Here is a 12,189-nt window from a genome sequence, read left to right on the forward strand (position 1 = left end):
CTGGAGACCGCCATGCCCAAGCAGATCATCCTGGCCGCGCACTTTCCCGGCGTGAACAACACGACCGTGTGGAGCGACCCCGACTCCGGTAGTCAGATCGACTTCTCCTCGTTCGTCCACCTGGCCCGCACCGCCGAGCGCGGCAAGTTCGACTTCTTCTTCCTCGCCGAAGGGCTGCGCCTGCGCGAGCAGCGCGGTCGCATCCACGACCTGGACGTGGTGGGCCGTCCGGACACGTTGACCCTGCTGGCCGCCCTCGCGAGCGTCACCAGCCACCTCGGGCTGGCCGGCACCCTGAACGCCACCTTCCGTGAGCCGTACGAGCTGGCCCGCCAGTTGGCCAGCCTCGACCACCTCTCCGGCGGTCGCGCCGCCTGGAACGTCGTGACCACGTCCGACGCGTTCACCGGGGAGAACTTCCGCCGGGGCGGCTACCTCGACCGTTCCCTGCGCTACGAGCGGGCCGCCGAGTTCGTCCGGACCGCCCGCGAGTTGTGGGAGTCCTGGCCGGCGGAGGCGATCGTGGGGGACCGCGACGGCGGACGGTACGTGACGGAGGCGGATCCCGGCGCGTTCGCCCACCACGGCGACCAGTTCGACATCGCCGGGCACTTCACCGTGCCGCGCAGCCCGCAGGTGCACCCGGTGATCCTCCAGGCCGGCGACTCGCCCGACGGTCGCGAGTTCGCCGCGTCCAGCGCCGACGCCATCTTCTCCCGGCACGGCACCCTGGAGGACGGCCAGGAGTTCTACCGGGACGTGAAGTCCCGGCTCGCTCGATACGGCCGTCACCCCGACGACCTGAAGATCATCCCCGGGGTCACCTTCGTGCTCGGCGACACCGACGCCGAGGCGCAGGAACGCGCCCACCACATCCGCCGCCAGCAGGTCAGCCCGCAGACCGCGATCCTGCTGCTGGAACAGCTGTGGAACCGGGACCTGTCCGCGTACGACCCGGACGGCCCACTGCCCGCCGTGGACCCGGACGTGAGCGCCGACGCGATCAGTCGAGGCCGGGCCGGCATGTACCCGGACCCGGTGGCCACCGCCCGCCGGTGGCGCGCCCTGGCCGAGGAGAAGGGCCTCGGAATCCGTGACCTCATCATCGAGGTCACCGGCCGGCAGTCGTTCGTCGGCACCCCCCGGCAGGTCGCCGACCGGATGGACCACTTCGTCCAGTCCGACGCCGCCGACGGGTTCATCCTGGTGCCACACCTGACCCCGGGCGGTCTCGACCGGTTCGTCGACCAGGTCGTCCCACTGCTACAGGAACGCGGCGTCTTCCGCACCGAGTACACCGGCACCACCCTGCGCGACCACCTCGGTCTCGGCCCCGCCCGCCCGGTCGGCCGCGTCGGTGCGGCGTGACCACGCCCGTCACGGTCTACCGCCGGCGCTGGGACGACCCGGACGCCACGGCCCTGCGGGCAGGAATGACGGCCGAACTGCGCCACCGGTACGCCGACCGCCCCGACGACCCGATCCACCTGCCCACGGCCCAGGTGCTCACCCCGACCTCGGTCGCGTGGACCGGCGTGGCGTACACGGCCGACGCCACGCCGGTGGGGCACGCCGCCATGCGGTGGCACGGTCCCGACCTGGAGCTCAAGCGGATGTACGTACCGCCCGCCCATCGGGGGCGCGGGGTCGCCGGGAGTCTGCTCGACGCGGCCCGGGAGGCCGCCGGCCAGCTCGGCGCGTCCCGCATCGTGCTGCAGACCGGCGACCGGCAACCCGACGCGATCCGCCGGTACGAGCAGGCGGGTTACCGGCCGATCCCGGTCTTCGCCCCGTACGACACCCTGCCCTACTCGCGCTGCTTCGCCCTGGCGGTACGCCGCCCATGACCCCTGCGCCGGAAGTGACGGTCCCCGCATGAAGTTCCTGCTGATCACCCTGATCACCCACCTTCCCGACCCGGTCACCGGTCAGCGCCGCAGCACCAGCGAGCGGTTCCGGGAGGTGGTCGACACGGCTGTCCTCGCCGAGGAACTCGGCTTCGACGGGTATGGCGTCGGCGAGCGGCACGAACGGCCGTTCATCTCGTCGTCGCCTCCGGTGGTGCTGAGCCACATCGCGGCCCGTACGTCCGCCATCCGCCTCTTCACCGCCGTCACCACGCTCAGCCTGCTCGACCCGGTCCGCGCGTACGAGGACTACGCCACCCTCGACCACCTCTCCGGAGGCCGACTCGAACTGATCATCGGCAAGGGCAACGGCGCCGCGCAGGCCCAACTGTTCCACGTCACGGCCGAGGACCAGTGGGACCGGAACCGGGAGGGCTACGAGCTGTTCCGTCGGCTCTGGCGGGAGGAGAAGGTCACCTGGTCGGGGACGTACCGGCCGTCGCTGACCGAGGCCGAGACCTGGCCGCGCCCGCTGCAACAGCCGATCCGTGTCTGGCACGGCAGCGCCACCAGCCGGGAGTCGGTCGACCTGGCCGCACGCTACGGCGACCCGCTCTTCTCCGCCAACGTCACCAACCCCATCGAGCCGTACGCCGAGCTGATCCGCCACTACCGGGACCGCTGGGTCCACTACGGCCACGACCCGGCTGCCGCCCTGGTCGGCGCCGGCTCGGCCGGCTTCTACGTGACGCGTACCTCGCAGGAGGCGATCGAGCGGTACCGGCCGATCTTCGACGCCCGGGTCGCCGCGTTCCGGCGGCTCGGCCTGCCGACGGTCTTTCCCACCCTTGAGGACGCCATCGAACGCAGCTCCATCCTGGTCGGCAGCCCGCAGCAGATCGTCGACAAGGTGCTGCGCTACCACGAGGAGTTCGGCCACGAGGTCATGCACCTCCAGGCCGATCACGACGGGCTGACCGACAAGCAGCACCGACAGAGCCTGGAGCTGTTCCAGGCCGAGGTGGCGCCGGTGCTGCGGCGAGAGATCCCCAGTCGCGCCTTCGCACCGGCGGTGACCGCCACGCCGGCGGTCTGAGAAGAGACGGGAAACCACCATGCCATCGATGCCACTGTCCGTCCTCGACCTGTCGCCGGTGCCCGCCGGGGGCACCGTCGCCGACGCTCTACGCAACACCGTCGACCTGGCCCGCCGGGTCGAGCAGTCCGGCTACCACCGTTACTGGCTGGCCGAACACCACCTCGCCGCAGGCGTCGCCAGCTCGGCGCCGGCTGTGCTCATCGGGCAGGTCGCAGCGGCCACCAGCGTGCTCCGCGTCGGCTCCGGCGCCGTCCAGGTCGGTCACCGCACCGCACTGTCGGTGGTGGAGGAGTTCGGCACCCTCGCCGCGCTGCACCCGGGGCGGATCGATCTCGGGCTGGGCCGTTCCGGGCAGCGGCGCGTCGAGGCGGCCCGGGCCCCCACCGCGCCCACGAACACGCCGCCCGTCGAGGCCCGGGTCGTCGACGGACTGCTGATCCCGCCGCCGTTCTCCTACGCCAGGGTGCTCGCCTCACCGCGCTTCGCGCTGGCCGACACGCTGCTGCACCAGCCAGGGGCGCAGCCGCCGGCCTTCGCCGACCAGGTGGCCGACGTCCTGGCCCTCCTTCGTGGCGACTACACCGACGAGAACGGCCTGGACGCGCACGCCGTGCCGGGGGAGGGCACCGACCTCTCGGTGTGGCTGCTGGGCAGCAGCGGCGGCGAGAGCGCCCAACTCGCCGGCGCGCTCGGCCTGCCCTTCGCCGCGAACTACCACGTCAGCCCCTCCTCGGTGCTCGACGCGGCGACCGCCTACCGGGCCGCGTTCCGGCCCTCGGCGGTACTGGCCCAGCCGTACCTGGTGGTCTCCGCCGACGTCGTCGTCGCCGACACCGATGAGACGGCACGTCGGCTCGCCGCGCCGTACGGGCCCTGGGTGCGCAGCATCCGCAGCGGCGCCGGCGCGATCCCGTTTCCACGCCCGGATCAGGCTGCCGCGCTGCCGTGGACCGACGAGGACCGCGAACTCGTCGCCGACCGGGTGGACACCCAGTTCGTCGGGTCGCCCGGCACCGTCGTCGAGCGGCTGCGCGTCCTGCGTGACGTCACCGCCGCCGACGAACTGCTGATCACCACGATCACCCACGCGCACGACGACCGGGTCAACTCGTACGAACTGCTCGCGAAGGAGTGGCGGGACTGACGACGCCTGCCTCGCGATCGACGCGCCGGGACGGGGGCCGGCCTTGCGTCGCCCACCTACCATGATCATGGTCGTCGCGTTCCTCGGAAGCGGCTGCCGACGGTAGGCCGTCGATCGACGGACGATGAACGGGAGAAAAACATGAAAGCCTTGCGACGCCCTCGGCTCCGCAACCTCGTCGCAGCGACCTCGGTAGCGAGCGCCCTGGTTCTCGGTCTGGCCGCGCCCGCGTACGCGGACTACACCAGCCCGATCTATTCGACACTGAAGGCGTGCAACGAGGCCCGACCGAAGTACAACTCGTCCTGGACAAAGCCCCAGGCGTGCTACCCGATGTACAACTGGGACGGATCGAAGCGGATCGGGTATGCGTTCCTGGTGAAGACCCGGGGCTAGCCCGCGTGTGACGTACGGAGTCGCGGGGCCCACGGCGAACGATCGCCGTGGGCCCCGTGGCCTGTCTGCGGAGGGACTTGCCGCACGGCCCAGGCCCGGCCACGTCTGGCGCATGGGGCTGGCAGGCCCCCGACGAGGCCGAGAACGGCGCCGGTGGCACCGGGTGTGTCCGACGCCGATACGCCCGCGCACCTGGCCGAAGGCTACCCAAGGAGCGAGGGCTGGTCCTGCGGCCCGTGGGGGATGTCGCCGCGCAGGGTGATCCGATGCATCACCCGTTTCGCCGAGCCGTAGTCGCGGTTGGCGTAGTGGGCGGTGCTGCGGTTGTCCCAGAGCGCCACGTCGCCGGGGCGCCACCGGTGTCGCACGAGGTGTTCGGGCTTGGTCAGGTGGGCGTAGAGCAGGTCCAGGATGGCCCTGCTCTCGACGTCCGACATCCCGACGATGTGCGAGGTGAAGCCGGGGTTCACGAAGATTCCCCGCCGGCCGGTCTCGGGGTGCACCCGGACCACCGGGTGCTCGACCGGGTCGAGGCGGGACACCGGTTTTCCCTCCCACACGTTGCCTCCGCGTTGGGCCAGGTAGTAGCCGAACTCGCGGGTGCCGTCGTGGACGGCGGTGAGTTGATCGGCGAGCCGTCGTACCGGTTCGCTGAGCGAGTCGTAGGCCAGTTGGGTGTCGGCCCAGTTGGTGTCTCCCCCGGTGGGGGGAAGGACGACCGGGCGCAGGATCGAGCCGAGCGGTGGTCGCTTCATGAAGGTGACGTCGGTGTGCCACACGTCGGCGAAGCCGTTGTCGGTGCTGTCGAGGGCGTACACCTCGGGGTGGTCCTCGTCGACGCCGCCGACGACCGGGTGTGCGGCGGTGAGCTCGCCGATCCGGCGGCCCAGGAGCACCTGGGCGTCGTCGTCGAGGCGCTGGTCGCGGAGGAAGAGCACCTTGCGGTCGACCAGTGCGGCGCGGAGGGCGACGATCTCGTCGTCGGTGGCGGTGGCCAGTTTCAGTCCGTGCACCAGGGCGCCGAAGTGCGGCCCCAGCGGTTCGAGGTCGAGTTGCACGAGCAGGGCGGTCATGCGGATGCTCCTTCGTTCCGGACGGCGTGCCCGATCTCGGCTCGCAGCGCGGCGTACTCCGGCAGCCCGCGCAGGTCGTTCGGCGTGATGTCGGTGCGAGGCAGGTCGATGGGCAGGTCCAGGACGATTCGGCCGGGGCGCGGGCTGAGGACCACGACCCGGCTGCCCAGGAAGACAGCCTCGTCCACACTGTGCGTGACGAAGACGGAGGTTCGGCCGGTCGTGGTGCTGACCGTTCGCAGGTCCTCCTGGAGGCGTTCCCGGGTGAGGGCGTCGAGGGCGGCGAACGGCTCGTCGAGCAGCAGCAGCGGGCGGTCGGCGGCCAGCGCCCGGGCGATGGCGACCCGCTGCTGCTGGCCGCCGGAGATCTGCCAGGTGCGGCGGTTCGCCACACCGGGCAGACCGACCCGGGTGAGAAGCCGGTCCACGCCGTCGGCGGGCTGTCCGGCGTAGCGCAGGGCCAACTCGATGTTGCCGCCGACGGTCTTCCACGGGAACAGGCGGGGCTGCTGGAAGACCAGGCCAGCGCCGCGCCCCGGGACGGGCGACCCGCCATCGGTCAGGACCGTCCCGGTGGTGGGCCGCTCGAAGCCGGCGATCAGCCGCAGCAGCGTGCTCTTGCCGCAGCCGGAGGCGCCGACCAGGACGAGGAACTCACCCGTCGGCACGGTCAGGTCGATCGGCCCGAGGGCGACGACGTCGCCGTAGGCGTGCTCGACGCCGGTGACGGTGATCGCAGCCGCACCAGCGGGTTCAGCCGAGGGCATCCGGCAGCCCCTCGGTGTAGATGGCGGCCTGCACGGCCGCCAGGTCCGGTACGGCGTCGATCTTCTGCTGGCCCTTCAGGAACTGGGCGGCGCTGAGGAGGTTGTCGGCGAGTTTTCCCTTGGCCGCCGAGGTGCCGAGCCACTCGGGGCTGGCCAGGTCCGCGGGCTTGAGGAAGACACCCTGGGAGAGCTGCCGCTGTGCTTCCTCCGGGCTGAGGTTGAGCTCGACGCCTACCGATTTCGCGGCTGCGGCCTGGTCGTTGTGGATCAGGTTCAGTGCCTGGGACTGGGCCTTACGCCAGGCGTCCACGGCGGCCGGGTGTGCCTTGACGAAGTCGGTGGCGACGACACCGAGGTCGAGGGTGGGCTTGCCTGCGGTGGCCAGTTCGCGACTGGTGACCAGTACGGTGCCGGTCTTTTTGAGTTCGTCGAGCGACGGCAGCCAGGAGTAGGCGGCGTCCAGGTCGCCGCGGGTCCAGGCGGCCTGGATGTCCTGCGGTTCCAGGTCGACGATGGTGACGTCGGACTCCTTGACGCCGGCGCGGTCCAGCGCGGCCAGCAGGCTGTAGTGGGCGGTGGAGGCGAACGGGGTCGCCACCTTCTTGCCGCGCAGGCCGGCCACGTCGGTGATTCCGGAGCCCTTGCGGGCGACGAGTGCCTCGTTGTCGCCGGCCACGTCGAGGACGAAGGCGACCTGGTACGGAATGTTCAACGGCGCGGAGAGCCCACGGGCCACCGGGCTGGATCCGATCGCCGCGATGTCGATGCTGCCCGCCACGAAGGCGGTGTTGACGCTGGCTCCGGAGTCGAACTTGGTCCAGGTGATCTGGTAGTCGGGCAGGGCCTTCTCCAGCAGTTTCTGGTTCTTCACGATCAGGTCGCCGCTCGGGAACGCCTGGTAGGCGATCCGGATGGTCTTCCGGCCCGGGTCGCCGTCACCGCAGGCGGTGGGTAGCAGGAGGGTGGCGGCGGCCAACAGGCCAATGATCTTGCGCATGTGGTGTTCTCCTAGACGTGGCCCCGCCACGGGATCAGCCGGTTCTCGGCGGTCCGCAGCAGGGCGTCGATGAGCAGGCCCGACAGGCCGATGGCGAAGAGACCGAGGACGACCACATCGGTCTGTGAGTAGCGTTGGGCGTCGCGGATCATGCCGCCGATGCCGGGTACGCCGTTGATCGTCTCCGCGGCGACCACCGAGGAGTACGCGACCCCGACGGCGATCCGGATCCCGGTGAAGATTTCCGGTAGCGCGTTGGGTAGCACCACGTCGCGGATCACCCGTGCGCGGTTGGCGCCCAGCGCCTGCGCGGCCTCCACCAGACCGGTCGGCGCGGAGTGGACGGCTGCCGCGGTGGCAACCGCGACCGGGGGCAGCGCGGCGATGGAGAGCAGCCAGAGCTTGGGTGTCTCGTCGATGCCGAACCAGATGATGAAGAGACTGAAGTAGGCCAGGGGTGGGAGCGCCCGGATGAAGGTGACGACCGGTTCGACGACCACCCGGATCCAGCTGACCGTTCCCATGACGACGCCGAGGAGCACTCCGCCGACGACACCGATGACGGATCCGATCAGGATGCGGCGCAGGCTCACCCCGAGGTGCTCGATGAGCAGGTGTCCGCTGTAACCACGGATGCCGTCGTGGGTGGTCGAGGTCTGGATGAGTTGGTGCCACACCGCACCGGGCGAGGGGATGAAGGTGGGGTTGCTGGTGGCTCGGGCGGCGATCTCCCACAGCGCGTAGAGCACGACGAGGGCGAGTAGCCGGAACAGGATCCGGCGGCGGCGTCCGCCGTGCGGTGCCAGTGCGTCAGGGGTCACCGCTGACGTGCCGATCGAGGTTTCCGCGGCAGGTGGCGCGGGGACCGTGGTAGTCACCCAGTTTTCCTATCGTGTAGCTAGGAAATAGGCAAGGGGGAGATCGAGGAGTGGGAGAGCGGAGGGCGCGCCCGGCGGGGGCCGTCCGCCTCCATGGGCTGGCGAAGACGTGCTCAGCTTCGGCGCGGGTCGGCGCGCAATGCACCCCGATGCCGACCATCACTCTCGGGCTGCCGCCGGGCGTGCCGAAACTGTCGCGGTACGCCCGAACCGCTTCGGTGACAACCTCGGGACGGCCGAAGTGCGCGAACGAGTAGGCAGGCCGAGCCGCCCGGCGAGCACGGCACTCGACGGGCCCACGCCCAGCAACCAGACCTGCGGCACACCGTCCACCGTCGGCGTGATCCCGGCGGTGGTTCCGTCAGGCGGACTCAAGATCCCCGGTGATTCGCGCCCCGCGACGAAGCGGGCACCTCTGCCGCTGGCGGACTGGCTCCTACTCGTGACGGCAGCACGGTGTATGGGCTCGCGACTCTTGATGTACGTGGCCGCGCCGCCGATCGGGCAGTGATGACCGCTCTCGGCTGGGCTCCCGGCCTCACCTGGATCGGCTCAGTGATCATTGCCAGGTCATGTCGATCTGGCGCTGGATGGTGACGTAGCCGGCCCGGGCGAAGGCTGCCGCCATCGGCGTGTTGCCGACGTCGGTGGCTGCCCGGATCCGCGGTACGTTCTGCGCCGAGAGCAAACTCGTACCCATGGCCAGGATGTCGTGGATGTAGCCGTGGCCGCGATGCGCGGGCACCACTGCGAGGTACGCGATGATCGGGTTGTAGCCGTTGTGCGCGGGGATGACGAACCCGACCGGTTCTCCGTCCGGAAGCGTCGCGATCCGCCACCAATCGTGCGGGCTCGCGTAGCGCTCGAGTTCGTTCTGGTACTGCCCCTGAGCGGCCTGGCGTGCGGTCATGCGGGTCAAATCCGCGCGACTGTGCGCGTCGAGGGTGCCGTCCAGCACAAACGCCATCAGCTCGATGAGCTCGCCCGCGTTGCGAACCGGACGGAAGACGAGCCGCCCGCTGAGCTCGGGGACGGGCGTTCCGGGCCGCCATTCCAGACCCAGCCGTTCGACGAACAGCTTGGCTCCGACACGTTCGAGTGCGCCCATCCGGTCGTTGACGGCCTGACGGGTGTGTTGGTGGTTGCGCCAGTCCGCCGGGAGGAACCGGCTGTACTCTGGGGGTGTCGCGCCGGCGGAGACCACGGCGGGCAGTGCGGCCTTCAGCAACCGCACGCCGTCTTCGACGGTGCCGTCGAAGTCGAAGATGTCCATCGACAGCGCGTGCTCGTCCCCGGGGCGCGACCACCATCCGGCCCGGGCCGCCACGCGATCACCGTGCAGCGCGAGCCACAGCCATTCCGGGCGGCGGCGACCGGCCGCCAGGTCACTGCCGAGCTCATCGTTGAGGACGTACGGCAGGCTGTTGAACAGGTCCAGCTCATCGGGCCCGGTGATCGGGCGCAGGGTCAGATCATGCTGGTGCAAAGTCAAGGCGATCTCCGTCTGGAGGCGCTTCGCCCGCTCCGGGATCAGCTCAGCTGGTCACCCGGGAGGACACGAGCGCGGTGTGCGTGGCGTACATGGCTCAGCCCTCCTTCCTTGTAGGTTCGGCTGCCAGTTCTAGTCAGCGCGTCCAGTCCCCGCAACCCATTAACCAAACCAACTGGACAAGGCACATGCCTCTGGAGCGGCGTCCGCACCTGCGCCCGGAGCCCCTCATGTTGGGCTGGCGGATACGGCAGGTAACGAATGCCGTCGCACCGCCAGGCGCTCGGCCGGACATGCCCCCAAGCAGATTGCGGCCTGTTGCCCTGAGCTGTCTGGTTTCTGATCAGGGCCAGGTCGGTGATCTTTGTTCGGCTGACGGGGCGTCCGGTCGTAGAAGCGTCTGTAGATGGACTTCTGCTCGGGTTCGTTCGGCTTGTGTCCGGGCTATCCGTCCGATGACCACTGCGGGACCGGAGTCGAGGGCAGATCGGTAGCGTCCGAGTTCCGCGTCGCCGTCGGCAATGGTGGCGGTGGTGGCTGTTGGCCCTGTATGCGGAGCCGGCAGACGGCGCAGTGTACGAGTCCGCGGACACGTACGGGTTGCGGACGCGTCGGGGCCGCTGGTTGGCGGATTCCCGTCGCGCGCTGGCCGGATTGTCACGGCGAGACGTTGGGGACCGGTGGTGGTAGCCCGTAAATGCCCGCTGTAGCCACGGTGGCGTCCTCGGCGGCGCTCGGGTCGATGCTCCAGCGAGCGGCCAACGCCATCACGTCCGACTCGGACGGCGTCGTTTCGTGCCAGGCTGTCCACTCATCGTCGGACCAGTGTTCCCACCCGGGTTCCATGCCGCGAATGCCGATGCCCAGTTCGATCTCGTCGGCTGTCGGAGCACCGACGAACAGCGGAATCTCGCCTCGCTTGCCGTTGAAGCAGTAGGCGCGCAACAGCTCACCATCCTGGGCTCGGGCCCAGGCGTGATAGTCCGGGACTCGTTCGTTGGCGAAGAACTGCACCTCGCCCAGATGCCGACTCAGCGCTCTGAGCCAATCGGGGAAGGGCGGCTCAGTTGCGTCGAAACGCGGCGGCATATGCCGCCGGCCGTGGGCGAGGGTCCAGCCTGGCACCGGTGCGGCGACGTACACGCCGTGCCGGTAGGCCCGGTCGGTGCCGGTGGCCCAGTCGAGGACTTCCCGGTCGTGCAAACCAAGCGCGTCGGCAACCTTGCTAGGGCTCCGGTTTCGGACAGCCAACCACGACGTCTTGTAACCAAATCCGGCCGCGCTGCACATGATTCCAATCCTGCCTACGGCCCTGCCCAGAGGCATCCGGACACGCCGTGACCCGCGGGACGCACCGTCACGGCTCGTTGCCGTTCAAGCTGCGACGGTCATGGCCGATGTGAGTACGTCCGTCTTCCCGGACAAGTGCCGTTCTGACTTGGGCCCACCTCCAGTTCAAAGCCGTGATCACGACCGTGCGGCGGTCGACCGGCCCGAACGGCATTGCCGGCCGGCATTCCGATCCCCGCGCCACCACGCGCTACGACCGCGCCCGCAGGAACCTCAACCGCCACCCCAACTGCAATCCCGCCGCCTAGGTGGTCTTCGGAACCCGGGGAACGGCTCTGCCGATCACACCGCATACGGTTGACGAGACTGAGTAGGGTCTCGGCGTGGACGCGAACGACAACGGACCGCAGCTGTTTTCCAATCGCTTCGCGGATGCGGTCGGACCCGGTGCGGGCGGTCCGGTCCGCGACCATTGCCGCTGCGTCGGCTACTCGGCGGCGACCCGGCCGAGCAGTGTCGTGTTCCACGCGGACCGTCAGGACACCGAGGCGGCCGGCTGGCGGCATCTGTTGGCGCTGATCGACGAGGCCGCAGCGGATGGGCGGTCGGTGTTCAAGCCCTTCGTGGAGCTGAGCGCTCCTGAGCGGCGGCAGATCGTCACGCTGCCGGCGACGATCGCGAAGCTGACCGCTGTCAAACATCTGGTGCTCTACGGCACGAACCTGGTTCGTATCCCGCCGGAGATTGGGGCAATGACCAGCCTTGAGCACTTCGAGCCGTACACCTCCCACCGGCTGCACTGGTACCCGTACGAGCTGACCAGATGCACGAGGCTCGTGGACAGCACGGTGAGTACCCGGGTCCTCTACGGAAACTTCAAGTTCCGTCCGCCGTTTCCGAAGCTGCGGGCGCTGACCCCCTCGACAGAGGCCGACTTCGCCGCACTCGACCCGGGCACGTGGGGCTGCGAAACGGTGCGAGCCTGCAGCGTCTGCGATGGCCCAGTCGACGGTGAGCTGCATCAAGTCTGGATCTCTGGTCTGGTCGCCACCGACGTGCTGCCGATGTTGGTGAACGTATGTTCCACAGCGTGTGTGGCGGCACTGCCGCTGCCGTACCCCGGCTACCACCCGACACCGCACACCGGCGGCCCGCCCATCCTTCAGCCACCTGGGTGGCGTTCAGGCCACGTCGACTGAGGAGGGCGGA

The 12,189-nt window shown here is 69.8% G+C and carries 13 protein-coding genes; 7 read left to right on the forward strand and 6 right to left on the reverse strand.

Annotated features, from left to right (window positions below):
* Positions 1-12 precede the first annotated feature (12 nt).
* From LPU43_RS26945 to LPU43_RS26965, 5 genes are all read left to right on the forward strand, one after another.
* Positions 13-1,368 (forward strand): NtaA/DmoA family FMN-dependent monooxygenase, encoded by a 1,356-nt coding sequence (locus tag LPU43_RS26945; protein WP_229403352.1) that lies wholly within the window; start codon positions 13-15, stop codon positions 1,366-1,368.
* A complete protein-coding gene (locus LPU43_RS26950) occupies positions 1,365-1,847 on the forward strand; it encodes a GNAT family N-acetyltransferase (protein ID WP_229403353.1) in 483 nt (160 codons plus the stop codon). Before LPU43_RS26945 ends, LPU43_RS26950 begins: the two co-directional genes overlap by 4 nt.
* 28 nt (positions 1,848-1,875) lie before the next feature.
* A complete protein-coding gene (locus tag LPU43_RS26955) occupies positions 1,876-2,943 on the forward strand; it encodes an LLM class flavin-dependent oxidoreductase (protein ID WP_229403354.1) in 1,068 nt (355 codons plus the stop codon).
* Positions 2,944-2,971: 28 nt separating this feature from the next.
* The gene (locus LPU43_RS26960) at positions 2,972-4,090 is read left to right on the forward strand and encodes an LLM class flavin-dependent oxidoreductase (RefSeq protein WP_229403355.1); all 1,119 of its coding nucleotides are present in this window, start codon (positions 2,972-2,974) and stop codon (positions 4,088-4,090) included.
* Between the two features lie 141 nt (positions 4,091-4,231).
* A complete protein-coding gene (locus LPU43_RS26965; protein WP_229403356.1) occupies positions 4,232-4,486 on the forward strand; it encodes a hypothetical protein in 255 nt (84 codons plus the stop codon).
* 203 nt (positions 4,487-4,689) lie between these two features.
* Here the strand turns inward: LPU43_RS26965 and LPU43_RS26970 are convergent, their stop codons facing one another.
* The 6 genes from LPU43_RS26970 to LPU43_RS26995 form a co-directional block, all read right to left on the reverse strand.
* Positions 4,690-5,559 (reverse strand): TauD/TfdA dioxygenase family protein, encoded by an 870-nt coding sequence (locus tag LPU43_RS26970; protein WP_229403357.1) that lies wholly within the window; start codon positions 5,557-5,559, stop codon positions 4,690-4,692.
* Positions 5,556-6,326, reverse strand: a complete 771-nt coding sequence (locus LPU43_RS26975; protein ID WP_229403358.1) for an ABC transporter ATP-binding protein — start codon at positions 6,324-6,326, stop codon at positions 5,556-5,558. The genes LPU43_RS26970 and LPU43_RS26975 overlap by 4 nt, the downstream gene beginning before the upstream one ends.
* Positions 6,313-7,323, reverse strand: coding sequence for a taurine ABC transporter substrate-binding protein (locus tag LPU43_RS26980; protein WP_229403359.1), 1,011 nt, complete (start codon positions 7,321-7,323; stop codon positions 6,313-6,315). Before LPU43_RS26980 ends, LPU43_RS26975 begins: the two co-directional genes overlap by 14 nt.
* An 11-nt stretch (positions 7,324-7,334) precedes the next feature.
* Positions 7,335-8,144: an ABC transporter permease gene (locus LPU43_RS26985; protein WP_229403360.1), complete on the reverse strand. Its 810-nt coding sequence runs from the start codon at positions 8,142-8,144 to the stop codon at positions 7,335-7,337.
* 616 nt (positions 8,145-8,760) lie between these two features.
* Positions 8,761-9,693 (reverse strand): GNAT family N-acetyltransferase, encoded by a 933-nt coding sequence (locus LPU43_RS26990; protein ID WP_229403361.1) that lies wholly within the window; start codon positions 9,691-9,693, stop codon positions 8,761-8,763.
* Positions 9,694-10,347: 654 nt separating this feature from the next.
* Positions 10,348-10,980, reverse strand: a complete 633-nt coding sequence (locus tag LPU43_RS26995; protein WP_229403362.1) for a hypothetical protein — start codon at positions 10,978-10,980, stop codon at positions 10,348-10,350.
* A gap of 173 nt (positions 10,981-11,153) precedes the next feature.
* On the opposite strand from LPU43_RS26995, the gene LPU43_RS28605 reads away from it, so the two are divergent.
* Together LPU43_RS28605 and LPU43_RS27000 are read left to right on the forward strand one after the other, a co-directional pair.
* Positions 11,154-11,288, forward strand: a complete 135-nt coding sequence (locus LPU43_RS28605) for a hypothetical protein (protein WP_255686657.1) — start codon at positions 11,154-11,156, stop codon at positions 11,286-11,288.
* A 75-nt stretch (positions 11,289-11,363) separates the two neighbouring features.
* Entirely contained in the window at positions 11,364-12,179 is an 816-nt protein-coding gene (locus LPU43_RS27000; protein WP_229403363.1) for a leucine-rich repeat domain-containing protein, read from the forward strand.
* Positions 12,180-12,189: the final 10 nt, after the last annotated feature.

The organism is Micromonospora okii (assembly GCF_020884795.1).
In the GTDB taxonomy this organism is placed as follows: Bacteria; Actinomycetota; Actinomycetes; order Mycobacteriales; family Micromonosporaceae; genus Micromonospora; species Micromonospora okii.

Coding starts and splice junctions, on each gene's coding strand:
- LPU43_RS26945 (WP_229403352.1), top strand. CDS start 13: ATGCCCAAGCAGATCATCCTGGCCGCGCACTTTCCCGGCGTGAACAAC.
- LPU43_RS26955 (WP_229403354.1), top strand. CDS start 1,876: ATGAAGTTCCTGCTGATCACCCTGATCACCCACCTTCCCGACCCGGTC.
- LPU43_RS26960 (WP_229403355.1), top strand. CDS start 2,972: ATGCCACTGTCCGTCCTCGACCTGTCGCCGGTGCCCGCCGGGGGCACC.
- LPU43_RS26965 (WP_229403356.1), top strand. CDS start 4,232: ATGAAAGCCTTGCGACGCCCTCGGCTCCGCAACCTCGTCGCAGCGACC.
- LPU43_RS26970 (WP_229403357.1), bottom strand. CDS start 5,559: ATGACCGCCCTGCTCGTGCAACTCGACCTCGAACCGCTGGGGCCGCAC.
- LPU43_RS26975 (WP_229403358.1), bottom strand. CDS start 6,326: ATGCCCTCGGCTGAACCCGCTGGTGCGGCTGCGATCACCGTCACCGGC.
- LPU43_RS26980 (WP_229403359.1), bottom strand. CDS start 7,323: ATGCGCAAGATCATTGGCCTGTTGGCCGCCGCCACCCTCCTGCTACCC.
- LPU43_RS26995 (WP_229403362.1), bottom strand. CDS start 10,980: ATGTGCAGCGCGGCCGGATTTGGTTACAAGACGTCGTGGTTGGCTGTC.